Origin of the sequence: Fibrella arboris (assembly GCF_041321095.1) — a bacterium.
Lineage (GTDB): Bacteria > Bacteroidota > Bacteroidia > Cytophagales > Spirosomataceae > Fibrella > Fibrella arboris.
In genome coordinates, this window is record NZ_JBGGWE010000007.1 from 95,880 (window position 1) to 120,261 (window position 24,382).

General features: G+C 45.1%; 26 protein-coding genes and 4 tRNA genes. All 30 read left to right on the plus strand.

Going from position 1 to position 24,382, the window contains the following annotated elements; translation table 11 throughout:
• Positions 1 to 3 precede the first annotated feature (3 nt).
• Positions 4 to 1,431 (plus strand): NrfD/PsrC family molybdoenzyme membrane anchor subunit, encoded by a 1,428-nt coding sequence (nrfD, locus tag ACAW75_RS14025; protein WP_370729359.1) that lies wholly within the window; start codon positions 4 to 6, stop codon positions 1,429 to 1,431.
• A 21-nt stretch (positions 1,432 to 1,452) separates the two neighbouring features.
• Positions 1,453 to 1,983: a DUF3341 domain-containing protein gene (locus ACAW75_RS14030; RefSeq protein WP_370729360.1), complete on the plus strand. Its 531-nt coding sequence runs from the start codon at positions 1,453 to 1,455 to the stop codon at positions 1,981 to 1,983.
• A 10-nt stretch (positions 1,984 to 1,993) separates the two neighbouring features.
• A complete protein-coding gene (locus tag ACAW75_RS14035) occupies positions 1,994 to 2,596 on the plus strand; it encodes a c-type cytochrome (RefSeq protein ID WP_370729361.1) in 603 nt (200 codons plus the stop codon).
• Positions 2,597 to 2,667: 71 nt separating this feature from the next.
• Positions 2,668 to 3,975: a quinol:cytochrome C oxidoreductase gene (locus ACAW75_RS14040; RefSeq protein ID WP_370729362.1), complete on the plus strand. Its 1,308-nt coding sequence runs from the start codon at positions 2,668 to 2,670 to the stop codon at positions 3,973 to 3,975.
• A 22-nt stretch (positions 3,976 to 3,997) separates the two neighbouring features.
• Positions 3,998 to 5,104: a cytochrome c oxidase subunit II gene (locus ACAW75_RS14045; protein WP_370729363.1), complete on the plus strand. Its 1,107-nt coding sequence runs from the start codon at positions 3,998 to 4,000 to the stop codon at positions 5,102 to 5,104.
• 26 nt (positions 5,105 to 5,130) lie between these two features.
• On the plus strand, positions 5,131 to 7,017 hold the full coding sequence (locus ACAW75_RS14050; RefSeq protein WP_370729364.1) for a cytochrome c oxidase subunit I: 1,887 nt from the start codon (positions 5,131 to 5,133) through the stop codon (positions 7,015 to 7,017).
• A complete protein-coding gene (locus ACAW75_RS14055) occupies positions 6,992 to 8,029 on the plus strand; it encodes a COX15/CtaA family protein (protein ID WP_370729365.1) in 1,038 nt (345 codons plus the stop codon). The genes ACAW75_RS14050 and ACAW75_RS14055 overlap by 26 nt, the downstream gene beginning before the upstream one ends.
• Positions 8,026 to 8,931, plus strand: coding sequence for a heme o synthase (cyoE, locus tag ACAW75_RS14060; RefSeq protein WP_370729366.1), 906 nt, complete (start codon positions 8,026 to 8,028; stop codon positions 8,929 to 8,931). Before ACAW75_RS14055 ends, cyoE begins: the two co-directional genes overlap by 4 nt.
• A 1-nt stretch (position 8,932) precedes the next feature.
• Positions 8,933 to 9,526 carry a cytochrome c oxidase subunit 3 gene (locus tag ACAW75_RS14065; protein WP_370729367.1) on the plus strand — a complete coding sequence of 198 codons (594 nt, stop codon included), beginning with the start codon at positions 8,933 to 8,935 and terminating at the stop codon, positions 9,524 to 9,526.
• A gap of 15 nt (positions 9,527 to 9,541) precedes the next feature.
• Positions 9,542 to 10,324, plus strand: a complete 783-nt coding sequence (locus tag ACAW75_RS14070; RefSeq protein ID WP_370729368.1) for a cytochrome c oxidase subunit 3 — start codon at positions 9,542 to 9,544, stop codon at positions 10,322 to 10,324.
• 20 nt (positions 10,325 to 10,344) lie between these two features.
• Positions 10,345 to 10,677, plus strand: a complete 333-nt coding sequence (locus ACAW75_RS14075; protein ID WP_370729369.1) for a cytochrome C oxidase subunit IV family protein — start codon at positions 10,345 to 10,347, stop codon at positions 10,675 to 10,677.
• Between the two features lie 3 nt (positions 10,678 to 10,680).
• Entirely contained in the window at positions 10,681 to 11,394 is a 714-nt protein-coding gene (locus ACAW75_RS14080) for an SCO family protein (RefSeq protein WP_370729370.1), read from the plus strand.
• Positions 11,395 to 11,397: 3 nt separating this feature from the next.
• Positions 11,398 to 11,943, plus strand: a complete 546-nt coding sequence (locus tag ACAW75_RS14085; RefSeq protein ID WP_370729371.1) for a DUF420 domain-containing protein — start codon at positions 11,398 to 11,400, stop codon at positions 11,941 to 11,943.
• Positions 11,944 to 11,954: 11 nt separating this feature from the next.
• On the plus strand, positions 11,955 to 12,245 hold the full coding sequence (locus ACAW75_RS14090; RefSeq protein ID WP_370729372.1) for a CAMCR motif-containing small membrane protein: 291 nt from the start codon (positions 11,955 to 11,957) through the stop codon (positions 12,243 to 12,245).
• 43 nt (positions 12,246 to 12,288) lie between these two features.
• The gene (locus tag ACAW75_RS14095) at positions 12,289 to 12,558 is read left to right on the plus strand and encodes a DUF983 domain-containing protein (protein ID WP_370729373.1); all 270 of its coding nucleotides are present in this window, start codon (positions 12,289 to 12,291) and stop codon (positions 12,556 to 12,558) included.
• Between the two features lie 105 nt (positions 12,559 to 12,663).
• Positions 12,664 to 13,254, plus strand: a complete 591-nt coding sequence (locus ACAW75_RS14100; RefSeq protein WP_370729374.1) for an RNA polymerase sigma factor — start codon at positions 12,664 to 12,666, stop codon at positions 13,252 to 13,254.
• The gene (locus ACAW75_RS14105; protein ID WP_370729375.1) at positions 13,235 to 14,095 is read left to right on the plus strand and encodes a hypothetical protein; all 861 of its coding nucleotides are present in this window, start codon (positions 13,235 to 13,237) and stop codon (positions 14,093 to 14,095) included. The genes ACAW75_RS14100 and ACAW75_RS14105 overlap by 20 nt, the downstream gene beginning before the upstream one ends.
• Positions 14,095 to 15,090, plus strand: coding sequence for a hypothetical protein (locus ACAW75_RS14110; RefSeq protein WP_370729376.1), 996 nt, complete (start codon positions 14,095 to 14,097; stop codon positions 15,088 to 15,090). The genes ACAW75_RS14105 and ACAW75_RS14110 overlap by 1 nt, the downstream gene beginning before the upstream one ends.
• 167 nt (positions 15,091 to 15,257) lie before the next feature.
• A tRNA-Tyr gene (locus ACAW75_RS14115) sits at positions 15,258 to 15,343 on the plus strand.
• Positions 15,344 to 15,357: 14 nt separating this feature from the next.
• Positions 15,358 to 15,430: transfer RNA gene (locus ACAW75_RS14120), tRNA-Gly, on the plus strand.
• Between the two features lie 75 nt (positions 15,431 to 15,505).
• Positions 15,506 to 15,577 (plus strand) — tRNA-Thr (locus ACAW75_RS14125).
• A 119-nt stretch (positions 15,578 to 15,696) separates the two neighbouring features.
• Positions 15,697 to 16,884, plus strand: coding sequence for an elongation factor Tu (gene tuf / locus ACAW75_RS14130; protein WP_370729377.1), 1,188 nt, complete (start codon positions 15,697 to 15,699; stop codon positions 16,882 to 16,884).
• A gap of 123 nt (positions 16,885 to 17,007) precedes the next feature.
• Positions 17,008 to 17,081: transfer RNA gene (locus tag ACAW75_RS14135), tRNA-Trp, on the plus strand.
• 13 nt (positions 17,082 to 17,094) lie between these two features.
• The gene (secE, locus tag ACAW75_RS14140) at positions 17,095 to 17,286 is read left to right on the plus strand and encodes a preprotein translocase subunit SecE (protein ID WP_370729378.1); all 192 of its coding nucleotides are present in this window, start codon (positions 17,095 to 17,097) and stop codon (positions 17,284 to 17,286) included.
• Positions 17,287 to 17,358: 72 nt separating this feature from the next.
• Positions 17,359 to 17,919 carry a transcription termination/antitermination protein NusG gene (gene nusG / locus ACAW75_RS14145; protein ID WP_370729379.1) on the plus strand — a complete coding sequence of 187 codons (561 nt, stop codon included), beginning with the start codon at positions 17,359 to 17,361 and terminating at the stop codon, positions 17,917 to 17,919.
• 151 nt (positions 17,920 to 18,070) lie between these two features.
• Entirely contained in the window at positions 18,071 to 18,514 is a 444-nt protein-coding gene (rplK, locus tag ACAW75_RS14150) for a 50S ribosomal protein L11 (protein ID WP_085410814.1), read from the plus strand.
• A 30-nt stretch (positions 18,515 to 18,544) separates the two neighbouring features.
• Positions 18,545 to 19,243, plus strand: a complete 699-nt coding sequence (gene rplA, locus ACAW75_RS14155) for a 50S ribosomal protein L1 (RefSeq protein ID WP_370729380.1) — start codon at positions 18,545 to 18,547, stop codon at positions 19,241 to 19,243.
• Positions 19,244 to 19,246: 3 nt separating this feature from the next.
• Positions 19,247 to 19,777: a 50S ribosomal protein L10 gene (rplJ, locus tag ACAW75_RS14160; RefSeq protein ID WP_370729381.1), complete on the plus strand. Its 531-nt coding sequence runs from the start codon at positions 19,247 to 19,249 to the stop codon at positions 19,775 to 19,777.
• 55 nt (positions 19,778 to 19,832) lie between these two features.
• Positions 19,833 to 20,213: a 50S ribosomal protein L7/L12 gene (gene rplL, locus ACAW75_RS14165; protein ID WP_370729382.1), complete on the plus strand. Its 381-nt coding sequence runs from the start codon at positions 19,833 to 19,835 to the stop codon at positions 20,211 to 20,213.
• 223 nt (positions 20,214 to 20,436) lie between these two features.
• Positions 20,437 to 24,306, plus strand: a complete 3,870-nt coding sequence (gene rpoB / locus ACAW75_RS14170; RefSeq protein WP_370729383.1) for a DNA-directed RNA polymerase subunit beta — start codon at positions 20,437 to 20,439, stop codon at positions 24,304 to 24,306.
• Positions 24,307 to 24,382 lie beyond the last annotated feature (76 nt).

Sequence of the window (24,382 nt, forward strand, 5' to 3'; positions counted from 1 at the left end):
ACGATGCATATCACTTCAGCCGTACGCACGCCATTAGTATCTAATGGGAAAACCTACGCAGACGTCACAGAAGACGTTTGTAAGCAGGTAGAAGGCCGTCCAACCCGTGAGTGGACGATTGCATTTACAATCTCTGCCTTAGTCCTCGTATACGGAACAGCCTGTGTATTCTACACATGGTGGGAAGGCCTCGGTGTTTGGGGGCTAAATAAAACGGTAGGGTGGGCCTGGGATATCACCAACTTTGTGTGGTGGGTAGGTATTGGCCACGCCGGTACGTTGATCTCTGCGATTTTGTTACTGTTCCGTCAAAAATGGCGGACGTCAATTAACAGAGCTGCCGAGGCCATGACAATCTTCGCCGTGATCTGTGCTGCTACCTTCATTTTCATGCACATGGGCCGTCCATGGTTGGCATATTGGGCTTTACCATTGCCAAATACATTCGGCTCGCTTTGGGTAAACTTTAAGTCGCCTCTCGTGTGGGACGTATTTGCCATCAGTACCTATTTTACCGTATCGCTAGTATTCTGGTATATGGGTCTGGTTCCTGACCTGGCTACCATTCGGGATCGTGCTCGTAGTAAAGTAAGTCGGTACGTATATGGGGCCTTCTCTCTGGGCTGGAACGGTTCTGCAAAAACCTGGGCTCGTTATGAATATATGAGCCTTATTTTAGCCGGTATCTCTACACCACTGGTACTTTCGGTGCATACCATTGTAAGTATGGACTTTGCCACATCGGTTATTCCAGGCTGGCACACAACTATCTTTCCCCCTTATTTCGTAGCAGGGGCTATCTTCTCTGGTTTTGCTATGGTGCAAAACCTGATGCTGATCATCCGCGTGGTATTCAAGCTGGAAGACTACATCACTGTTGAACACATTGAGTCGATGAATAAAATCATCACACTCACCGGGTCTATAGTAGGGGTAGCTTACATTACGGAATTCTTTATTGCTTGGTATTCAGGTGTCGAGTTCGAAAGCTATGCCTTTATTAACCGGGGGACAGGTCCTTACTGGTGGGCATACTGGGCAATGATGACTTGTAATGTAATTTCTCCGCAATTGTTCTGGTCGCGGACTGTGCGTACCTCGGTTGTTTGGACATTTGTGTTGTCAGTAATTGTGAACATCGGTATGTGGTTCGAGCGGTTTGTAATCATTGTTACGTCATTGCACCGAGATTATCTCCCATCGAGCTGGGCAATGTTTCACCCAACGCTGTTTGACATAAGCGATTACTTGTTCTCGTTTGGTTTATTCTTCACGCTATTTCTGCTGTTTGCTAAATTCCTGCCGGTTGTGAACATGGCCGAAGTAAAAGCGATCATCAAGTCATCCTCGGCTGAGTTGCCAAAATCAGTTTCTGGCGTTGCAAAAGGGGAGCGTGTAACTGCGCCTACCTTTAATAAGAACGCTGACTAATTCACCTTTATAAGTATCTGTATGGCTTCGCCAGTTAACAGTCGATTTTTAGTAGGCATCTTTGACGACGATGATGTCGTGATGAAAGCCGTAAAAGAAGTCCGTGAGTCAGGTGTACGCATTCACGAAGTCTACACGCCCTTCCCCGTTCATGGCCTTGACATTGCGTTGGGACATCCACGGTCTAGGTTAGGTATTGCGGCCTTCATGTTTGGTTTAACTGGTCTTCTGACAGCTGCTTCACTCATGTCGTACACGGAGAAGTTTGACTGGCCAATGATCGTGGGAGGTAAAGACTCGTTTTCTTATCCGATTTACGTCCCCATTGCCTTTGAGTTAACAGTGCTTTTCACAGCCTTGGGCATGGTTGCTACGTTCATTATATCTAATGGATTAGGCCCAACAGTAAAGCCGCTCATGTTTGACCTGCGCACGACTGACAATAAGTTTGCTATGGCTATCGACATGGAGAATAATAAACTTCAAGAGGCAGAGATTGAGGCTATCCTGAAAAAATCAGGGGCAGCTGAAGTAAACGTTAAGCAGTTCTAATAGACCGATTATGAAATTCAAGCATATAGTGCTTTCATCAATTGGCTTAGCATCTGTGCTTTTTATGAGTTCTTGTGGCGACAGCCGAAATGATACAGGTACTCAGTTTGCACCGCAGATGTATGAGCCAGTTGGATATGAGCCTTACAAGCAAACAAAAGCTAACCCGTTTACTGCCAACGGTCTAAATATGCGTGACCCTGCCAGGGGAACCGTATCGCGGCGAAACTACCATACTACGTTTGGTAAAGGCGATAGCGCGGTCACAGATTTAATGGTATACAATATACCAAAGGATAGCATTGCCATTGCCGAGCGGACATTGACAAACCCTATTCCAAGCACAGACGCTACGCTGAAAGAAGGAGAAATCTTGTACGGTCGTTACTGCCTACATTGTCATGGTGAAGGTGGTAAAGGTGATGGTCTGGTTGGTAAAGAATATAAAGGCGTACCTAACTATTCATCAGGTGCGTATAAAGAGATGAATGATGGGCACATCTTTCATGTCATAACGCATGGTAAAGGTCGTATGTGGCCACATGGCTCACAAATGACACCTGAAGAGCGGTGGAAGATCGTCATGTACGTTCACAAACTTCAGCAAGGATAGATAATTCTGAATCAGCTAGACTGCTATGCTAATCAACAGGTATAGTGGTTATACAATCAATAGAGTTAATAATGGCATCAGTACACGCAATACCTTCCCTGGATGAGCAGTTTGAATTTACTGCAGAGTCGAAACGGCGTTTGCTAATCGGCGGAGCCGTTGGCGTAGCGTTAGTCGTTCTTGGCGCAGTCCTGTTATCATCGGGTGTGGGCGAACACGCACATGAAGCAGTTCAGGGCCATGGCCTGAGTGAGGGACATGAAGGTGCTCACGGGCATTATAAGTGGACTACCCGCTTATGGGCTAACATTTGGGTGAACAGCATTTACTTCACCGGTATAGCCGTGGCAGGTATGTTCTTCATGTCATATAACTACCTGGCTCAAGCTGGCTGGTCCTCAGTGATCAAACGTGTACCAGAAGCAATGCCAGCCTTTTTACCAGTGACCGGTATCATTCTTTTGGGCGTCTTTTTAATTGCTAGGCATGATATTTTTCATTGGACCCATGAAGGGCTGTATGATAAGGCTAGCGAAGAGTATGACCCTATTATTGCAGGAAAACACGGTTTTTTGAATACACCGTTCTTCCTGGTCCGAATGGCTTTCTATTTCATATCCTGGTATATGCTATGGCGTGTGCTGCGTAATCTTTCGCTACAAGAAGACTTATACGGTGGTACAGAATACTACTATAAGAGCATGAAGTATGGTACGGCTTTCTTGGTTGTCTTTGCCGTGACTTCTTCAACAGCCGCCTGGGATTTGATAATGTCAATAGATACGCATTGGTTCAGCACCATGTTTGGCTGGTACACATTGGCTAGTTGGCATGTAGCTGGTCTTGCTACAATGACATTAACTGTTGTGATGTTAAAGGAGCAAGGTTATCTGAAAGCTGTTAATCAAAGCCATTTGCATGACTTGGGTAAATTTGTTTTTGCCTTCAGTATCTTCTGGACATATGTATGGTTTGCGCAGTTTATGTTGATTTATTACGCTAACCTTCCTGAAGAAACGATCTACTATCGCGAGCGTTTCAGTGGTTATGGTGGTATTTATCTAGCTCCATTTTGGGTTAACGTTGTGCTAAACTTTGTTTTTCCATTCTTGGTTCTAATGACAAGGGATGCAAAGCGGACGAATATCTTATTAAAAGTTGCTTGTTGGGGAGTGCTGATAGGGCATTACTTTGATTTTTACATGAATATCATGCCTGGTACAGTTGGTGAACATGCTGGATTCGGCCCGATTGAATTTGGCATGATTTTGATTTTTGCCTGTGCGTTCATCTGGTCAGTATCGGCCCAGTTGACGAAGGCAAATCTGATTGCTAAAAATCATCCATTATTAGAAGAAGCTTTGCATCACGACATTTAGACTTTATCTAAATCACACAAGTATGGTTTACATCGTAGGATTATTGTCGCTCGTTTTTCTTGCGCTCGCCTTTATGGTTTTTGGTCGACTGACCAGCGTAATGAAAAGCGTAGGTACGTCTTCAGGTGAAGAGACGTATGGAGGCACCAGTAATAAGATCAACGGAGCCATGTTTATGGTATTCCTGGTTACTGGTACAATTGCCGCAACTTGGTCGTTTATTCATTCAACTCAATATTTCTTGCCAGAAGCATCCTCTATTCACGGACGTCGGACTGATGGATTGTTTTGGGGTTCTATGGCGATCGTTACAGCTTCTGCGCTGTTAACAAACATTCTACTCTTCTACTTTGCTTACCGGTACCAGTATAAAGATGGTAAAAGAGCATCTTATTATCCTGAAAACCATAAGTTAGAGTTGATCTGGACTGTTGTACCGGCTGTCGTTATGGCGATTATGGTATTCACTGGCTGGAAGGCGTGGAGGGATATCATGTCAGAAGCGCCAGAAGGGGCACAGGAAGTTGAGCTAGTAGGCAAGCAGTTCAACTGGATCGCTCGTTACCCAGGCGTAGACAACAACAAGCTGGGGGCTTTCAATTACAAATTGATCGATAATAATAACGAAGTTGGAATTGATTTCTCCGACGAAACCGCATTTGATGATTTTACTGCTCCAGAACTGCACATTCCTGTAGGTAAGCCGGTTTTGATCCGAATCAGAGCTCGGGATGTGCTGCACAGCGTATTTATTCCGCACATGCGTGTGAAGATGGATGCTGTTCCGGGGATGCCAACTCGTTTTTGGTTTCATCCTGACAAGACGACTGAGCAAATGCGTAATGAAACAGGTAATCAAAATTTCAAATACGAGATTGCTTGTACTGAAATTTGCGGACGTGGCCACTTTTCAATGAAAATGAATCTAGTTGTAGAAGATCAAGAATCATGGACTAAGTGGTGTGCAGAGCAGAAACCTCTTTTGTCATCGTTTCCTGAATACGCTTCACGCATTCCAGCTAATTTAAAAGCTAAAGCTGCTAAGTATTTGCCGACAGTTGGTGCAGATACTACGTCAACTGCATCTATTGGTGGTGCGGCTAGTTCGGGTAGTGCTTCATTACGTTAATCCTTTAGATCAACAAATCGCTAATAATGGCAACTACAGACGCAACTTCAACTGCCAGTGTTCATGTGGCTGAACATGAGCATCACGAGCATGAATTGAATTTTTGGCGTAAATACGTTTTCGCTGAAGATCATAAAACGATTGCTAAACAATACCTGATCACCGGAATTTTCTGGGCGATTATTGGTATTAGCTTCTCTGTCATTTTTCGTCTTCAACTGGGTTTTCCTCAGATGAAGCTTGAATGGTTACGACCAATAATTGGTAACTGGATTGAGGAGAGCGGCAAACTAAGCCCAGATTTTTATCTAGCACTTGTGACTATGCATGGTACCATTATGGTATTCTTTGTATTGACAGCTGGATTGAGTGGCACGTTTAGTAACTTCTTGATTCCGCTTCAAGTGGGTGCACGTGACATGGCATCGGGTTTCCTGAATATGCTATCATACTGGTTCTTCTTTACGGCCAGTTTATTGATGTTCGCATCAATTTTTCTAGAAACAGGTCCAGCTGCTGGTGGATGGGTTGTATACCCACCTCTAAGTGCACTACCCCAGGCACATAAAGGCTCAGAGATGGGCATGACGTTATGGCTGGGGAGTATGGCTCTCTTTATTGTATCACAATTGCTCGGGGGCATTAACTATATTACTACGGTTATCAATCTTCGTACACGTGGTATGTCATTTAGTAAACTACCACTTACTATTTGGGCATTCTTCCTAACGGCAGTACTTGGTCTGATCTCGTTTCCCGTGCTTTTGTCAGCGGCACTGTTACTGATATTTGATCGTAGTTTCGGTACAAGCTTTTACCTGTCTGATATTTATATTGCTGGAGAAGCTTTACCAAATGTAGGTGGAAGTCCAATTTTGTTTCAGCATTTATTCTGGTTCCTGGGGCATCCTGAAGTATACATCGTTATGCTTCCTGCACTTGGAATAACATCAGAGATTATTGCAACTAACTCACGGAAGCCGATCTTCGGTTACCGAGCTATGATTGCATCAATGATGGGCATTGCCTTCCTGGCGTTTATTGTATGGGCTCACCACATGTTTGTTACAGGAATGAATCCCTTCCTTGGATCGGTATTTATGTTCCTTACGCTGATTATTGCTGTGCCCTCAGCCGTTAAAGCATTTAACTATATTACAACGCTGTGGCGTGGTAATATTCGGTTTACTCCGGCTATGCTATTCTCAATAGGCTTAGTATCGTTCTTTATCTCAGGGGGAGTGACTGGTCTTATTCTAGGTAACTCAGCACTCGATATTCAGCTTCACGACACATACTTTGTTGTCGCTCACTTTCACCTTGTGATGGGTGCTTCTTCGGCATTTGGCTTACTGGCTGGTGTATACCACTGGTTCCCCAAAATGTTTGGGAGGATGATGAATGAGAAGCTCGGGTACGTTCATTTCTGGCTCACATTCATAGGTATATACTGTGTGTTTTTCCCAATGCACTACATTGGTATTGCAGGCTTCCCCCGTCGTTATTACAGTTTTACGAGTAATGACTTTACCAGCAATATCTTCCAGGATATGAACGCTTTCATAAGCTTGGCTGCGATTGTCACATTCTCTGCACAGTTTATATTCTTATATAATTTTGTGTATAGTTTGATTAAAGGAAAGCGGGCCACGCAAAACCCTTGGAAGTCGAATACACTGGAATGGACTACACCTATTGTTCCAGGTCATGGCAACTGGCCCGGCGAGATCCCAGCCGTTTATCGGTGGCCATATGATTATAGCAAACCTGGTGCGAAGGATGATTTTATCCCTCAAAACGTACCATACTCGCAAACTCCTGAGTCAAACCTTCCGCATGAGAAAGAATTGATTTCTTTGGAGCAGGCGATTGAAGCCCAGAACTTCAATGATCAGTTCAAACAACCTCATTAATGATAATTCATTTCGGCGCCTGGCGCTTCTGACTGTAGTAGCCGTTTTTCTATTAATACTGGTAGGTGGCGTAGTCAGAAGCACTGGGGCTGGGATGGGCTGCCCAGACTGGCCGAAATGCTTTGGTCAATGGGTTCCGCCGACAGAAATAGCACAACTACCCGCCAATTATCAGGAAATTTATAGCCATCGGGGGTATGCAAATACAGAGTTCAACGTAGTTAAAACTTGGACCGAGTATTTGAATAGATTATTGGGGGCTTTAATCGGGGTACTAATTTTCTGTACGTGTATAGCATCTGCTATAGCCTACTGGCAGCGTGACCGCGCCATTGTAGGCTATAGTTTTTTAGCCTTGTTTCTAGTTGGCTTTCAAGGCTGGTTAGGCGCAAAAGTTGTCTCTAGCGTTCTTGATACATGGCTAATAACACTACATATGTTAGTAGCCATAATCATTGTTGGCGTATTGCTGTATGTAGTGGCACGTACCCAGATTACGCTAAGAGTTAAAAAAGAGAGAACTCGTTCAACTGCAAATAATCGCTGGTTAGTGATTAGTTCTTGTCTTCTACTGCTACAGATTTTATTAGGCACTCAAGTCAGAGAGACCGTTGATGAAGTAGCTGGACGATTAGGCGAACTGCAGCGTTTTCGTTGGGTCAGTGAGCTTGATATTCGCTTTTACATCCATAGAAGCTTCTCCTTAATTGTCTTGGCTAGTCAGCTCTTATGGATTATTCCCAGTATCAGAAGTTTAGCAGCTGAGTCAGTTATAAAGAAGCTGGCTACTGTAACAGGGATTTTGCTGGTTGTTGAAATACTAACAGGCGTGATAATGGCCTATTTGGCAATTCCAGCTTGGGCTCAACCTATCCATTTGACGTTAGCTGTGGTTGCATTAGGAATGCAATTTGTTGTAGTTCTGTTCTCCTTCGAAAGGCTACTTCCAAACAGAATGACAGATTCGACATCAATTCCCCGTGAAGAATCTGGATCAGTGACCACGTTATGAATTCATCCATAGAGCAACCTACTGTGCCCTCCACAAATAAGCCTAGTAGGGTTAACTGGCGGGATTACCTTGCTCTTACTAAGCTAAGGTTGTCGACACTGGTTGGTTTTTCGGCAGTATTAGGCTATCTCCTAGCTGCTACAGCCCCATTGTCAGTAATACAGATTCTATTGTTTGCTGTGAGCGGGTTGCTGATAACTGGTGCAGCCAATGCGGTTAATCAAGTTCTCGAAGTAGAATTTGATCGGTTAATGAAAAGAACCGATAGTCGTCCGCTTCCTACAGGACGTATAAGCAAAGAGCGGGCAATAGCTTTTGTAGCAGTACTGCTCTTTATCGGACTGTTCATTCAAACTCTATATTTTAATCCGTTAACCGCAGGTATATCGTTTATATCGTTTTTGCTCTACGGGTTCGTTTATACGCCACTTAAACGAGTTGGTTCGATAGCTGTCTATGTTGGTGCTATTCCTGGTGGCTTACCTCCACTCATTGGTTGGGTTGCATTTACAGGTACGATTGAAAACGAAGCGATATGGCTTTTTGCCATTCAATTCATTTGGCAGTTCACTCATTTCTGGGCTGTGGCGTGGGTTCTTGATGAAGATTATGCCAAAGCAGGATTTAAGTTACTGCCTCTGAGACGGCCGGCAGGCGCCCAAACAGCACTTGTCATTTTAAGTTTTACCATGTGGCTAATACCACTTGGTGTTATGCCCTACTATTGGGGATATATCGGTGTGATAGCAACTTGTATTTCAGTTTTTGCTGCGTTTATACTGTTATGGTTAAATGTAGGCCTAGTCAGAAAGCCCGATATCGCCAACGCAAAGCGTCTCATGTTTGCTGCGTTTGCCTATTTACCAATTGTTCAAATCGCGTTTGTTTTAGATCGTGTTTAACATGAAAGATGAAACGGAAGAAATAAAATGGCTCGAAGAAGAGCCAGAAGAGACCCTTTCCGTGAATCCGCGGAAATTCATATTATGGCTGTTCATTGTAAGTATTCTAATGTTGTTTGCCTCATTTACAAGCGCTTATTTAGTCAGGCGGGCTGAGGGAAACTGGCTGGAATTCACAGTGCCAGCTATATTTGGCTATAGTACAGTCGTTTTAGTAGTAAGTAGTCTAACTATGCACTGGGCTTACCTGGCTGCTAAAAAAGACAATTTCAACGCGCTAAGGATAGCTATATCTATTACTTTTGCGCTTGGGATGGTTTTCCTGTACATGCAGTTTCAGGGCTGGATTGAGTTGGTCCGAAATAATGTATTCTTTGTCGGTAACCCAGCAGGTTCGTTTATATATGTCTTTACGGGCATGCATGCGTTCCACTTGATTTCAGGATTGGTAGTATTGATTTTCGCTTTAGTAGCGGCCTTTAACTTACGAATACATGCGAAGTCACTTGAACAGGTTCAGGTAGCTTCAACATATTGGCATTTTCTGGACGCGCTCTGGATTTACCTGTATTTCTTCTTACTTTATTTTCATTAATCAGCTCACGGACGCATGGCGGCTACAGCAACAACTGACGAGTCAGTAGTATTTGATAAGAAAGCCTGGATGGGTGGCGTAGAACCCATGAATGTCAGCTATGGTAAACTGATGATGTGGTTCTTCCTCATTTCAGATACATTTACCTTCTCGGCATTGCTTGTAACATATGGTTTGATCCGTTACAGTTACCCTGCATATGATCCGGCTATTCATGGGACACCTTTCCACTTCTCAAATATTTACTGGCCGATCCCGGACCATGTATTTAATGCATTTCCCTTTTTTCATGGTTCAAACCTGCCGCTGATCTTCGTAGGTCTGATGACCTTCATTCTCATCTTCTCGTCGGTAACGATGGTATTGGCTGTAGAAGCTGGTCATCGTCGTGACCGGCAAGATGTTGAGAAATACATGCTCTGGACGATCTTGGGTGGATTAGCTTTCCTAAGCAGTCAGGCTTGGGAGTGGTCACACTTTATTCATGGTACAGAAGAAGGAAATACAATCCGTGAGCTTGTAGGTGGCCAATGGCTTGAGCGCACAATATTTGGGGCAAATCTGACCGAAAATCAGTATGGTCCACCCGCATTCGCTGATCTATTCTTCTTCATTACAGGTTTTCATGGCACACACGTGTTCTCCGGTGTAGTGTTAAACGTGTTGATCTTTTATCGGACTGCCACCGGAATGTATGAAAAGCGCGGACATTATGAGATGGTTGAAAAAGTAGGTTTATACTGGCACTTTGTGGATCTAGTTTGGGTCTTTGTATTTACGTTCTTCTATCTCGTTTAATTGCTTTCTCTTCTACGATAATGGCAAATACTCCATATACCGACAATCACGGCGGCACTGATGTAGCTCCACCGCCAGCCAATACCAAAATTATCTGGCGCACATTTATCATTTTATGTGTAATCACGGCCTTCGAATTTTTCATTGCTTTTACAATGGCCGCTGGTCACCTGCGTGTAGCCATCTTTGTGGGCATGACAATTGTTAAAGCATTTTATATTGTGGCAGAGTTTATGCACTTGCGCCACGAAGTGAAAAGCCTGATTTGGGCTATCTTATTGCCAATCATTTTTATTGTCTGGTTGCTACTCGCTTTAATGTATGAAGGCGGATCGATTTTCCAGTTGAGATAACAGATGAATACATATCGAAAAGCCGGGACTCTCCTTTTAACATTGGTAGTCCCGGCTTTTGCGTATATACTGCTTAGAGCTTGTACGCAAAATCATTACACATTGCCACGTTATATTCCGGTTATTGACTCAACAAAAGGAGAGCCAGTAATGCACACGATAGTTGACCGAAACGGCGATAAACGAATTGATACGTTATTCAGGCACGTACCTGGCTTTTCATTAATCGATCAGAATGGCAATGCAACTACGCAGAAGGTAACCAAAGGGAAAATTCATGTAGCTGACTTTTTCTTCACTCGTTGTGGTACAATCTGCCCGAAAATTCAGCTTAGCTTAAGTCGGGTCCAGGAGCTATTCAAGGATCGAAACGATCTGATCCTGCTATCTTATTCAGTCGATCCGGAAAACGATAAGCCTGCTCAGCTTAAAGCATATGCCGACAAAATGAAGGCAAAAGCAGGAATGTGGTATCTGCTAACGGGGGATAAGGCACAAATTTATAACCTTGCCCAACGGGGCTACTTCTTACCTGTGGTGGATCATGGAGTAAGCTATGGAAAACCTGACGAAACTTTTATCCACAGTGAAAAGTTGGTTTTAGTAGATAAAGAGGGGATTATCCGAGGGTTTTACGATGGAACTGACAAGAAAGATGTTGACCGTCTAATTGCCGAAATTCGGGTGCTCTTCGATATATATAGTAAGCAAACGTAACGTATGGAAGCTACTTCACTTATTGGGAAAGAGAAAAAGGCTAATCGACTTATCAATGTCGTTTCGATTGTGATACCAGTTGTCGTAGCATTGATATTAGGAGTACGGCAAAAATTTGATATAGGCTCCTGGACAATGTACTTACCGCACATCAACGGCATAATTAATTCGCTAACTTCTGTGTTGTTGGTAGTAGGCTATTATTTCATACGACAGGGCAACGTGGAAGCGCATCGAAGAACAATGCTTTCTGCCTTCACGCTGGGGGCTTTGTTTCTGGTTAGCTATGTACTTTATCACATATCGAATGAATCAACTCCCTTTGGTGGGCAGGGCTGGATCAGGCCTGTCTACTATTTTTTATTGATTTCGCATATTGCGTTATCTGTGGTTGTGTTGTGGTTCGTGTTACGAGCTGTCTATTTCGCGTTGACCAAACAGTTTGCCCTGCATAAGAAAATGACCCGTTGGGCTTTACCAATTTGGTTATATGTTAGTACCACAGGGGTAATTGTGTATTTACTGATCAAGCCATATTATACGCATTAATCAACGAACGTATGAAGAAATGGATGTGTGTGATTGTACTAGTCGCAATCGTAAGTACTGGACCAGAAGCGCTAGCCCAATGCGCAATGTGTCGGGCAACTGTTGAAAGCACAGTAAGTAACGGACGAAGTGTAGTTGCGTCTGATTTAAACCTTGGAATTCTCTATTTACTGGCGGCGCCTTATCTGATTGTGGCTGCCATCAGCTATTTGTGGTATCGCACTAGTAAAAAAGAACATGCCCAACGTATCAAAATTTCAAGCCGTATCCGCGGGGCTATGTCCCAAATGCAGGCAAGGTAAAATTTTCAAAACTCCACTCTACGCGCCAATAGGTTTTGGCAAAATGAATGAGTTTTGTCCGCATTGTGGAATGAGGTTTGAAGTAGAGCCAGGGTATTTCATAGGGGCTATGTATGTAAGCTATGCCTTTTCTGGTGGGCTGGCGCTTATTCTTGGCTTCGCCCTATTCTATTTAGCGGGTAATCCACCTGGTTGGGTTTATTCGCTGGTTATATCAATCGCTGTAATTCTGATATCAGCTATAAACTATCGATTATCGAGGGTCATTTGGCTACATTACGTGGCAGGGATACAATACAACCCTGCTGTGTAGAAGACTACTGCTACACACTAATCCCGACCTGCCAGGTCGGGATTTTTTATTTTTAATGCAACCAGCTAAAACGTATCTGCATCTTGCCAGTAAATGATGTAAGGAATGGCCCTGTCTATACCATACTACCTATCAGAAAGCCACTTGGTAGTTGCATTGCAACGGGGAGAAGCACGTGCTCAAAAAATTGCTTACGAAAAATATGCTGGTAAGATGATGAGTGTCTGTATCAGGTACGTAGCGAATCAGGCAGATGCCGAAGACGTATTGATCGAAGCGTTTCTGCGAGTGTTTGAACGGATCAGCCAGTTTAGAGGTGAGGGAAGCTTTGAGGGATGGATTCGTAGAATTATGGTAACAGAGTCATTGATGTTCCTGAGAAAGCACAAATCTCTCCGTCAGGAAATACCACTGGATGATGTACTGGAAACGCCAGATTATCAGTGGGCTGATGAAACATTACAAGTCGATGACTTGCTGAGATTGGTGGCTCAATTACCAGACGGATATCGAACCATATTCAATTTGTACGCCATTGAAGGGTACAGTCACGCAGAAATAGCTGCTTTAACTGGTATTTCAGAAGGAACATCGAAATCGCAGCTGTCACGTGCCAGGGCATTATTACAGCAAAAAATAAAAACGCTTGAAACCGACATGAAGTCGGCTACGATATATGGAAAAGCAGCCAGTTGATGATCTTTTCGCTCGCAAACTACGCGACGCTGAGACCAAAGTCAGTGCTGATGTATTCAATCAGCTAGAGCAGCGAATGGGCGTGAAGCCTCTTCCTGTCCATAAGAAGGTGGTAGGGTGGTGGCAAATAGCTGCTGCAGCCTGTCTGATCTTAGCTATAGGACTTGTTTACAACCTCAATAAAGCGGACGTCCAGCTCAGCCAAAGTCATACTATTGTGCAAACAAGCAGTGATAAGACAGCGCGCAGTTCAACGAGTAAACTGGCAAAAAGTCAACAGCAACAGATCAAAAAACAGAATGAATCGGCTCGACCAACAACTAATGCAGAAAAAGCAACGTACCTGGCTCTGCAATCAGGAATGCTACACAAAAAGGACAGAAGCCAAGTAACTGTAGCCCTCGAGTCTGAAAAATCAATGCTGCGTAATAAGCTAGCAGAACGGCAGCAGGAACGGGCAACCGAAGTTACAGCGACTGTTGATCAAGAGGATAGACGAACCCCAACGCCACAATTGGCTTTGGCTTCAACAACTATTGATAAGGTCGATCGGATCAGCATGAAACCAAACCAAGCAGTTGAAAGAACAATCATTCTCACAATAGAAGACAATCAGACGGCTGTACATGTAGCTGCTCATGATGATGCCTCAAAAATGAATAGGCAAGGAAATCAGAAAGGCTTGTCAGGCTTGTTTGGTAAGCTGAAACAGTTAAAAAACGGTGAAGTATTGGCTAAGGCCACATTGACTGAAGACAGCCAGGTGAATCATAAAAATCGATTTGGCCGAGTCTTCAATGAAGTAAAAGAGAGTTTGAAAAATGAAACGACACTTGAATAATGAAAACGCTCATCTTATCTATTAGCCTGCTTCTGAGCGCGCTATGTGCTCTTTGCGCACCCGCAGACTCGCTCATCATTCGTTTTGGAGCTAAAGGTCGAATTGCTGTTTATGCACCAACAAAAGATCAATTGAAAGGGATTACTAAATATGATCTCAATCGTATTGTCAAAGAGATGGTTACGAAGTTGGATTCGGTACCAGAGGGGCAGGTCTTTGCCATTGATGTTAATGATGGTCAACGCTATTTGCGCGACACTGTACTAGTGGTACAAAAATCGAAAGGTACCATTACTGTCACCGTAAAGGGCAATGATGTAGACACAACATACCAATCCGAAAAGCGGGTTCAGACCAACAAACGAACGAATAACTCAACCCGGAATAATTGGAAGGTAAATACTGATTTTCACCTTGGTCTCAACACATGGGTTGGAGGACCGACCGTGCAGACATATGGCGGGAACTCCTATGAACTCGATCCCCTTGGCTCGCGCTACTTTGCTATCAGCGCCACTCAGAATCCGGCCATCGTCAGGACCAACAAGTTTAAGTTGAGTGTCCGATATGGCCTTCAGGTAGCCTGGAACAACTTTATGTTTCAAGAGAGCGTTGTTGCACAAAAAGGGCCGGATGGTATCCAGTTTAACCCATACCCAACACATCTGACTAAAAGCAAACTGACGGTTTGTAACGTAGAGGTGCCACTAATGCCCCAATTCTCTTTCTATAACAGTAGCCGTAAACGGGCATTTAATATTGGATTTGGCGGATTCGTAGGCTATCGTGTAGATAGTTACACTAAGATCAAGCAAGAGAACGGAGACAAATTTCATGACCATGCCGGTTTCTACCTGAATAACCTCCAATATGGCTTACAGGGAACGATCGGACTAGCAAATTTCAACTTCTTCGTGAAATATAATTTGAACAGCAGCTTTCAGGACGGACGAGGGCCTTCGGTACACCCACTTAGCTTTGGCATAACGATTTAACTCAAAATTAGATTGAGCTTAGCCCTGTCAGCAAGCGCTGGCAGGGCTAATTTATGCGAAGAAGAAAAAGATTTTTTAACTCCAATGTTGACAACGCGCAAAAACCTTGTAATTTTGCAACTCCAAACTCAGAAGCAGGGCGGGAATTGTTCTTTTTAGATTGACTTGGGGAGTTTCCAGAGTGGCCAAATGGATCAGACTGTAAATCTGCTGGCGTACGCCTTCGGAGGTTCGAATCCTCCACTCCCCACCAGTAATGTAAAGTAAGCGGGAGTAGCTCAGCTGGTAGAGCGATAGCCTTCCAAGCTATAGGTCGCGAGTTCGAACCTCGTCTCCCGCTCAACGACGTACCTGGGAATAGTTCAAGGATTTGTAATAGGTCCTGTGCTGATCCTTATTCGATTACACTGTACTTGCCTTCTTAGCTCAGTGGTAGAGCACTTCCTTGGTAAGGAAGAGGTCGTCGGTTCAAATCCGATAGAAGGCTCTAAGCTGCCAGATGTTGCTCTGTTGAGGCGGCTTTGATAAGGTGCTCTGCAAGGAGCACTTTTTGCGTAAGGGCAAATCAACTAACACTAACTATAGTTAACTAAAGCGTTTTTAGACATGGCAAAGGAGAATTTTGACCGCTCGAAACCGCACGTCAACATCGGTACGATTGGTCACGTTGACCACGGCAAGACGACGCTGACGGCAGCCATTACGAAAGTACTCGCCGGGAAAGGTCTGGCTGCAATGCGGGATTTCTCGTCGATTGATAATGCCCCAGAGGAAAAAGAGCGTGGTATCACGATCAATACCTCACACGTAGAATATGCGACGGCCAACCGTCACTATGCACACGTTGACTGCCCAGGTCACGCCGACTATGTGAAAAACATGGTGACGGGAGCTGCGCAGATGGACGGTGCCATCCTGGTTGTTGCTGCAACTGATGGTCCTATGCCACAAACGCGTGAGCACATCCTGCTGGCTCGTCAGGTAGGTGTACCCCAACTTGTTGTCTTCATGAACAAAGTCGACATGGTGGATGACCCTGAACTGCTTGAGCTCGTTGAGATGGAAATCCGCGAGTTGTTGAGCTTCTATCAATTCGACGGCGATAACATTCCAGTTATTCAGGGTTCTGCTCTGGGTGGCTTGAACGGCGACGCTAAATGGGTTGGAACGATCGAAGAATTGATGGATGCCGTTGATTCATTCATTCCTCTGCCTCCACGTCAAACAGATCTTCCATTCCTGATGCCCGTAGAAGACGTATTCTCGATCACGGGTCGTGGTACAGTAGCTACAGGTCGTATTGAGCGCGGTGTGATCAACTCAGGTGAGCCTGTTGAGATCCTGGGTATGGGTGCTGAAAACCTGAAATCAGTTGTAACTGGTGTTGAAATGTTCCGGAAAATTCTGGACCGTGGTGAAGCCGGTGACAACGTAGGTCTGCTGTTGCGTGGTATTGAAAAAACTGATATCCGTCGTGGTATGGTTATTTGCAAGCCAGGTTCAGTAACCCCACACGCTAAGTTCAAGGCCGAGGTGTATGTACTGTCGAAAGAAGAAGGTGGCCGTCACACGCCATTCTTTAACAAGTACCGTCCTCAGTTCTATTTCCGCACCACTGACGTAACAGGTGAGATCATCCTGCCCGCTGGTGTTGAAATGGTAATGCCAGGTGATAACATCACTATCGAAGTAACGCTGATCAATAAGATCGCTATGGAGAAAGGTCTCCGCTTCGCTATCCGTGAAGGTGGCCGTACCGTAGGTGCTGGTCAGGTGACTGAAATCCTCGACTAATTGATTGATTTTGAAACAAGTGCATCTCTGTGAAGGGATGCACTTGTTTTTTGATCTGTTTTTGCGATCTTTGCAGTCCGTTTCAGCGGGAGTATAGTAAAAGGGTACAAAATCAGTTTCAATACGGGTGTAGTTCAAGGGTAGAATAGCGGTCTCCAAAACCGTTGATGGGAGTTCGAATCTCTCCACCCGTGCCAATCTTGACAAACGATGGAAAAGGTAACCACCTTCCTCAAACATTCTTGGGAAGAAGTTCAGCATAATGTAACCTGGCCTAAATTCAATGATTTACAGGCTAGCTCATCACTGGTGCTGATCGCTTCACTGATTTTTGCGCTGATGGTCGGTCTGATCGACTATTTGTTTGAAAACGGCCTGAATTTGTTCTACCAGTCATTCTAACACGTTGTTTGGCCGTTTGTTTGTTGTCAGGTTGAATAAACAAATAAGCAAACAGACAAGCAACTTTTACGTATGGTCAACGGTATCAATTGGTACGTTATCCGGGCCGTCTCTGGGCAGGAAAAGAAAGTCAAGTCGTATCTGGATAATGAAATTCATCGCCAGCAACTGACAGAGATAATACCTCAAGTATTAATTCCGTCAGAAAAGGTGTACGAGATGCGAAACGGGAAGAAACGAATTCGTGAGAAATCCTTTTTCCCTGGCTACATTTTGATATCGGCTGATTTGTCTAATGCACGCGCTCTGGCACTCATCACTACGATGCCTGGCGTAATTGGTTTTTTGGGCAACACAGGTTCAGGAAACTCAAAAATTCCCGTTCCGCTGCGGGAAGCTGAAGTAAACCGTATTCTGGGTAAGGTAGAGGAAGAAACGCAGGAAGCTGCAACGCCTACTATAGCCTACTTGAAAGGTGAGTCAGTAAAAGTAGTCGATGGGCCATTTAGTGGTTTCATTGGCACAGTGGAGGAAGTGTTCGATGATAGGAAGAAGCTTAATGTAGTTGTTAAGATCTTCGGTCGGAGTACACCCGTTGAATTGAGTTACGCACAAGTAGATAAAGAGAGTTAACAAATCGTTGACGCTCATGCCCATGGGTCGATGCTTCCCATCGAGACACCGGGCAACCAACCAGTCCGCTGGCAGTAGATGAACAGTATGTCAGGTATGACACTGATAGATTGAGAGGTTGCTGCAAATGACTTGTAAATAAGTATTAACAATGGCAAAAGAAGTAGCTGGCTACGTTAAGTTGCAGGTAAAGGGTGGCCAGGCCAACCCATCTCCTCCAATCGGTCCTGCGCTGGGTTCCAAGGGTTTGAATATCATGGAATTCTGCAAGCAGTTTAATGGCCGTACGCAGGATAAGATGGGCATGGTCTTGCCGGTACTGATTACGTACTACAAAGACAAGTCTTTCGACTTTGTCATCAAGACCCCGCCTGCTCCAATTATGCTGATGGAAGCTGCTAAACTGAAAGGTGGATCAGCACAGCCTAACCGGAACAAAGTTGGTTCAGTTAGCTGGGATCAAGTAAAAACCATCGCCGAGACCAAGATGCCCGATCTAAATTGCTTCACAGTTGAATCAGCTATGAAGATGATCGCTGGTACGGCTCGCAGCATGGGTATTACGGTTTCAGGTGTAGCCCCTTGGGATAATTAGCAAACTTGCCTTAGGCATCTTAACGACATCATGGCAAAGTTGACAAAGAAACAAAAAGAAGCGCAGGCGAAGTATGATGCTACGCAGGTGTATTCACTCGAAAAGGCTGCCGAAATCCTGAAAGAGATTTCGTACACCAAATTCGACGCTTCTGTAGACATTGACGTACGTCTGGGCGTTGATCCGCGTAAAGCTGATCAAATGGTTCGCGGTGTAGCAACACTGCCCCACGGTACAGGCAAAACGGTACGGGTTCTGGTGCTTTGCTCTCCTGATAAGGAAGCAGAAGCGAAGGAAGCTGGTGCAGATTACGTAGGCTTAGACGATTACATTCAGAAGATTGAACAAGGCTGGACCGACGTAGACGTGATTATCACGATGCCGACAGTGATGGCTAAAGTTGGTCGTTTGGGTCGTGTTCTGGGGCCACGTGGTCTGATGCCGAACCCTAAGTCGGGTACGGTTACGTTGGAAGTAGGTAAAGCCGTGAAGGAAGTGAAAGCTGGTAAAATCGACTTTAAAGTTGACAAGACCGGTATCATTCACACCAGCATTGGAAAAGTGTCGTTTAGCCCTGAGAAACTGGCTGAGAATGCGCAGGAAGTAATTTCTACGCTGATACGTCTGAAACCATCTTCATCGAAAGGAACCTATGTGCAGACGATTTATCTGTCGAGCACCATGAGTCCTAGTGTTAGTATTGATAAAGGAACCGTTGCCGGACTGTAAACGATGACAAGAGAAGAAAAAGGCGCGATCATTGACGACCTGAGTCAGAAGTTCCAGTCTATTCCGTATTTCTATATTACCGATGCCAGTGGCATGTCAGTAGCCGAGACGAACAATTTGCGTCGTCAGTGCTTCGAACGGGGTATCGAATACGTAGTAGTGAAGAACACCTTGATCAAAAAGGCGCTCGAAACGGTAGAAAACGCAGATTACACGTCCTTTGATGAGGTGCTGAAAGGATTTTCAGGAGTGATGTTTCACCCTGAAAATGGTAAAGCAGCCGCTCAATTGATCAAAGAATTCCGCAAAACCAACGATAAACTAAAACTGAAGGGTGCTTCGGTTGACTATAGTTTGTTTGTAGGTGCCGATCAACTCGATACGCTCATCAACTTGAAGAGCAAAAACGAACTTATCGGTGATGTTATTGGCTTACTGCAATCACCTGCGAAAAACGTGGTATCTGCGTTGACAAGCGGTGGTGGCAAAATTGCTGGTATCCTGAAAACGCTGTCGGAGCGCGAAGAAAACTAAGCCCGATACATATTTTTTCAATCAATCTTGTAACAACTTAATTTCCAATACTATAATGGCAGATTTGAAAGCGTTCGCTGAGCAGCTTGTAAACCTGACGGTTAAAGAAGTAAACGAGCTGGCTGCTATCCTGAAAGACGAGTATGGCATCGAGCCTGCTGCTGCAGCACCTGTAATGGTAGCTGGCGGTGGTGGTAGCGAAGCTGCTCCAGCCGTTGCTGAGAAAACTTCATTCGACGTGATTCTGAAAGCACCTGGTGCTGGTAAGCTGGCCGTTGTGAAACTGGTTAAAGACCTAACCGGTCTGGGCCTGAAAGAAGCGAAAGAATTGGTAGACGGTGCGCCGAAGCCAGTTAAAGAAGGTGTAGCAAAAGACGAAGCCGAAGCCCTGCGTAAGCAACTGGAAGAGGCTGGTGCTGAAGTAGAAGTTAAGTAAGTATACCGTCGTTCTACGATACTCCAAGCGGAAAGAGGCCTGGCTCTATGTCAGGTCTTTTTCCGCTTGGAGACTTTTTATCTATATACATCGTTCCGGAAAAAACTATTTTTTACCGGACGGTGTTGCTTTTTTACGCCCTTTTATTTACGTTACCAATTTTTTGTAATAGAAAGGAGCGTTTTAGTATAGAATCAGTCGCTCAACTAAACGCAGAAGAGCCTTGGCTACAAACGCTAAAAACACCAACACACGCAAAAACTTTGCGACGATTCAGCCCGTAGTTGACTATCCTGATTTCTTGGATATTCAATTGAAATCATTCCGCGACTTTTTCCAGTTAGATACTCCTTCAGATAGCCGTTCGCAAGAAGGCTTGTACAAGGTGTTTCAGGAGAATTTCCCGATTTCTGACTCTCGCGAGAATTTCAAGCTGGAATTTATCGATTATTCGGTCGATCCGCCAAAATATTCAGTTGATGAATGTATCGATCGCGGGTTAACTTATTCAGTACCTCTTAAAGCTAAACTACGTTTATCGAATAGTGATCCTGATAATGAGGATTTCGAGACGATTGAACAGGAAGTCTTTCTGGGTAATATTCCTTACATGACCGCTAAAGCATCGTTTGTTATAAACGGAGCCGAAAGGGTCATTGTTTCGCAATTGCACCGGTCACCGGGTGTGTTCTTCTCGATGAGTAAGCACACCAATGGTACGAAGTTGTATTCTGCCCGTATCATTCCGTTTAAGGGCTCATGGATTGAGTTTTCAACGGATGTTAACAATGTCATGTATGCGTATATCGACCGGAAAAAGAAGTTTCCGGTTACTACGCTGTTACGGGCAATTGGTTTTGGCTCTGACAAAGACATCCTCGACTTGTTTGGTTTGTCTGAAGAGATAAATGCGACCCCGGCCAGCTTGAAAAAAGCCATTGGTCGTCGGCTGGCAGCCCGGGTGCTACGTACCTGGACAGAAGATTTTGTTGATGAAGACACTGGTGAAGTGGTTTCTATCAGCCGGAATGAAGTGCTGTTGGAGCGTGATTCAGTGATTGGCGCTGACGATATCGATACTATTACGGAGTCGGGCCAGAAGTCTATCATCCTGCATAAGGAAGATATGAACGTGGCTGACTACAATATCATTTATAATACGCTTCAGAAAGATAGCTCCAATTCTGAAAAAGAAGCTGTAGAGCAAATCTACCGGCAACTTCGGAATACAGAAGCGCCTGATGAGCAATCAGCTCGTGAGGTGATTCAAAGCCTGTTCTTCTCTGACAAGCGGTATGATCTTGGCGATGTAGGCCGGTATCGTATCAATAAGAAACTAGGTCTTGACGTAGCGCTGGATACAAAGGTGCTGACTACTCAGGACATTGTTTCTATTGTAAAGTACCTGATCGGTCTGATCAATGCTAAAGCGGTTGTCGATGATATTGACCACTTGAGCAATCGTCGGGTACGTACTGTAGGTGAGCAGTTGTACGCTCAGTTCGGCGTTGGTCTGGCTCGTATGGCCCGGACCATCAAAGAACGTATGAACGTACGGGATAACGAAGATTTTAAGCCGGTTGATCTGATCAACGCGCGTACGCTGTCTTCAGTAATCAACTCGTTCTTCGGTACAAACCAGCTGTCGCAGTTCATGGACCAAACAAACCCGCTGGCCGAGGTGACGCACAAACGTCGGATGTCGGCGCTCGGGCCAGGTGGTTTATCACGGGAACGGGCTGGTTTCGAGGTACGTGACGTACACTACACCCACTATGGTCGGTTGTGTACAATCGAAACGCCTGAAGGACCAAACATTGGTCTGATCTCCTCACTCTGTGTGTTCGCGAAGGTGAACAGTATGGGCTTTATTGAGACGCCTTACCGGGTTGTCGAAAATGGCAAGGTGCCTGATAAGCCAGTGATGTACCTGACCGCTGAGGAAGAAGACACGCATTACATTGCCCAAGCTAGTTCAGCGCTCGACCCGAAAGGTAACTTTAAGGTAGATCGTTTGAAGGCTCGCTTTGAAGGTGACTTCCCCATTTCGGAGCCATCGAGCGTGTCGTTCATGGATATTGCGCCAAACCAGATTGTGTCGGTAGCGGCATCGATGATTCCGTTCCTGGAGCATGATGATGCTAACCGGGCCCTGATGGGATCCAACATGCAACGTCAGGCGGTACCACTGCTTCGGCCAGAGGCTCCAATTGTGGGTACTGGGCTTGAAGGACGCGTAGCTGTTGATTCGCGTGCCTTGGTTATTGCCGAGACAGATGGTGTGATTGATTTTGTTGACTCGACTAAAATCATTGTTCGCTATAATCTGGACAAAGACACTAGTCTGGTTACGTTTGATGAAGACATCAAAACGTACAACCTGATTAAGTTCCGCCGTACAAACCAGGATACCTGCATCAACCTGAAGCCTGTTGTGTTGAAAAACCAGAAGGTGAAAAAAGGCGATGTGCTTTGCGAAGGCTACGCTACGCAGAAAGGTGAGTTAGCGCTGGGCCGAAACATGAAGGTTGCCTTCATGCCATGGCAGGGGTACAACTTCGAGGATGCCATCGTGATTTCTGAACGCGTTGTGCGGGAAGACATCTTCACATCGATCCACATTGAAGAATTTGAACTGGAAGTTCGGGATACGAAACGGGGCGAGGAGGAATTAACCTCAGAAATTCCAAACGTATCGGAAGAGACAGTCCGTAACCTTGATGAGAACGGTATCGTTCGCGTAGGTACAGAGGTGAAAGAAGGCGATATCCTGATCGGTAAGATTACACCGAAAGGCGAAAGCGATCCAACACCGGAAGAAAAACTGCTTCGTGCCATCTTCGGCGACAAGGCCGGTGATGTGAAGGATGCGTCTAAAAAAGCGCCACCGTCGCTGAAAGGCGTGGTGATCGATACCAAATTGTTCTCTCGGCCTTCAAAAGAAGATCGTGGCAAGCACAAAGAGGAATTGAAAGTGCTGATGAAGAAGTATGGTCGTGATCTGGTCGCCTTCCGTACTCGTGGTATAGACAAATTAGTGGAATTGCTTGATGGCAAAACCAGCCAAGGTGTGAAACACCGCTTTGGTGATGAAATTATCAGCAAGGGCACGAAGTTCAGCCGGAAAAACATTACGGATAACCTGTTTCCAGACAAAAACCCATACCGTGACGAAAGCGGTTACGCGGTTCCGGAGGAGGTGAACCTGATGGCTGACCTGGTGTTGGAGAACTGGACAGAAGACGAAGCAACCAACGCGTTGCTTGTGAAGCTGGTCAAGAACTACAATACACGCCGGAATGAAATCACAGGCCGGTTTAAGCGGGAACGGTTTACGCTCGAGGTGGGTGATGAACTACCGGCAGGTATCGTTAAACTGGCTAAAGTTTATATCGCCAAAAAGCGTAAGCTGAAAGTAGGTGATAAAATGGCCGGCCGTCACGGAAACAAAGGGGTAGTTGCCCGGATTGTTCGTGATGAAGATATGCCGTTCCTGGAAGATGGCACGCCTGTTGACATTGTATTGAACCCGCTCGGTGTACCATCCCGGATGAACATTGGTCAGATCTACGAAACAGTACTGGCTTGGGCCGGACAAAAACTGAATCGTAAGTATGCAACGCCAATCTTCGACGGGGCTACTGAGCAGCAGGTATCTGATGAGCTGACAGAAGCAGGCTTGCCTGAGTTTGGCCGGACGTACCTGTATAACGGTCTGAGTGGCGAACGTTTCGATCAGAAAGTAACAGTAGGTATCATCTACATGCTGAAGCTTGGTCACCTTGTCGACGATAAAATGCACGCCCGTTCGATCGGGCCCTACTCGCTTATTACACAGCAACCGCTGGGTGGTAAGGCGCAGTTCGGTGGTCAGCGGTTTGGTGAGATGGAAGTGTGGGCGTTAGAAGCCTTCGGAGCATCGAACATCCTGCAAGAGATCTTAACCGTTAAATCGGATGACGTGGTAGGCCGTGCCAAGGCGTATGAGGCTATTGTGAAAGGTGAAAACCTGCCCAAGCCAAATATTCCTGAATCATTCAACGTACTCGTTCATGAGTTGCGCGGTCTGGCACTTGAAATCACTTTAGAGTAAAGTTGACAGTTTCGGGTTTCAAGAGTCAGGTTTCAAGGGGCGCTGCTTGCTGATCAAAGGTTGATAGCGGCCCTCG

Excerpts from the sequence above, each read along its gene's own strand:
- nrfD (WP_370729359.1), top strand. The coding sequence starts at position 4 with ATGCATATCACTTCAGCCGTACGCACGCCATTAGTATCTAATGGGAAA.
- ACAW75_RS14030 (WP_370729360.1), top strand. The coding sequence starts at position 1,453 with ATGGCTTCGCCAGTTAACAGTCGATTTTTAGTAGGCATCTTTGACGAC.
- ACAW75_RS14035 (WP_370729361.1), top strand. The coding sequence starts at position 1,994 with ATGAAATTCAAGCATATAGTGCTTTCATCAATTGGCTTAGCATCTGTG.
- ACAW75_RS14040 (WP_370729362.1), top strand. The coding sequence starts at position 2,668 with ATGGCATCAGTACACGCAATACCTTCCCTGGATGAGCAGTTTGAATTT.
- ACAW75_RS14045 (WP_370729363.1), top strand. The coding sequence starts at position 3,998 with ATGGTTTACATCGTAGGATTATTGTCGCTCGTTTTTCTTGCGCTCGCC.
- ACAW75_RS14050 (WP_370729364.1), top strand. The coding sequence starts at position 5,131 with ATGGCAACTACAGACGCAACTTCAACTGCCAGTGTTCATGTGGCTGAA.
- ACAW75_RS14055 (WP_370729365.1), top strand. The coding sequence starts at position 6,992 with ATGATCAGTTCAAACAACCTCATTAATGATAATTCATTTCGGCGCCTG.
- cyoE (WP_370729366.1), top strand. The coding sequence starts at position 8,026 with ATGAATTCATCCATAGAGCAACCTACTGTGCCCTCCACAAATAAGCCT.
- ACAW75_RS14065 (WP_370729367.1), top strand. The coding sequence starts at position 8,933 with ATGAAAGATGAAACGGAAGAAATAAAATGGCTCGAAGAAGAGCCAGAA.
- ACAW75_RS14070 (WP_370729368.1), top strand. The coding sequence starts at position 9,542 with ATGGCGGCTACAGCAACAACTGACGAGTCAGTAGTATTTGATAAGAAA.
- ACAW75_RS14075 (WP_370729369.1), top strand. The coding sequence starts at position 10,345 with ATGGCAAATACTCCATATACCGACAATCACGGCGGCACTGATGTAGCT.
- ACAW75_RS14080 (WP_370729370.1), top strand. The coding sequence starts at position 10,681 with ATGAATACATATCGAAAAGCCGGGACTCTCCTTTTAACATTGGTAGTC.
- ACAW75_RS14085 (WP_370729371.1), top strand. The coding sequence starts at position 11,398 with ATGGAAGCTACTTCACTTATTGGGAAAGAGAAAAAGGCTAATCGACTT.
- ACAW75_RS14090 (WP_370729372.1), top strand. The coding sequence starts at position 11,955 with ATGAAGAAATGGATGTGTGTGATTGTACTAGTCGCAATCGTAAGTACT.
- ACAW75_RS14095 (WP_370729373.1), top strand. The coding sequence starts at position 12,289 with ATGAATGAGTTTTGTCCGCATTGTGGAATGAGGTTTGAAGTAGAGCCA.
- ACAW75_RS14100 (WP_370729374.1), top strand. The coding sequence starts at position 12,664 with ATGGCCCTGTCTATACCATACTACCTATCAGAAAGCCACTTGGTAGTT.
- ACAW75_RS14105 (WP_370729375.1), top strand. The coding sequence starts at position 13,235 with ATGGAAAAGCAGCCAGTTGATGATCTTTTCGCTCGCAAACTACGCGAC.
- ACAW75_RS14110 (WP_370729376.1), top strand. The coding sequence starts at position 14,095 with ATGAAAACGCTCATCTTATCTATTAGCCTGCTTCTGAGCGCGCTATGT.
- tuf (WP_370729377.1), top strand. The coding sequence starts at position 15,697 with ATGGCAAAGGAGAATTTTGACCGCTCGAAACCGCACGTCAACATCGGT.
- secE (WP_370729378.1), top strand. The coding sequence starts at position 17,095 with ATGGAAAAGGTAACCACCTTCCTCAAACATTCTTGGGAAGAAGTTCAG.
- nusG (WP_370729379.1), top strand. The coding sequence starts at position 17,359 with ATGGTCAACGGTATCAATTGGTACGTTATCCGGGCCGTCTCTGGGCAG.
- rplK (WP_085410814.1), top strand. The coding sequence starts at position 18,071 with ATGGCAAAAGAAGTAGCTGGCTACGTTAAGTTGCAGGTAAAGGGTGGC.
- rplA (WP_370729380.1), top strand. The coding sequence starts at position 18,545 with ATGGCAAAGTTGACAAAGAAACAAAAAGAAGCGCAGGCGAAGTATGAT.
- rplJ (WP_370729381.1), top strand. The coding sequence starts at position 19,247 with ATGACAAGAGAAGAAAAAGGCGCGATCATTGACGACCTGAGTCAGAAG.
- rplL (WP_370729382.1), top strand. The coding sequence starts at position 19,833 with ATGGCAGATTTGAAAGCGTTCGCTGAGCAGCTTGTAAACCTGACGGTT.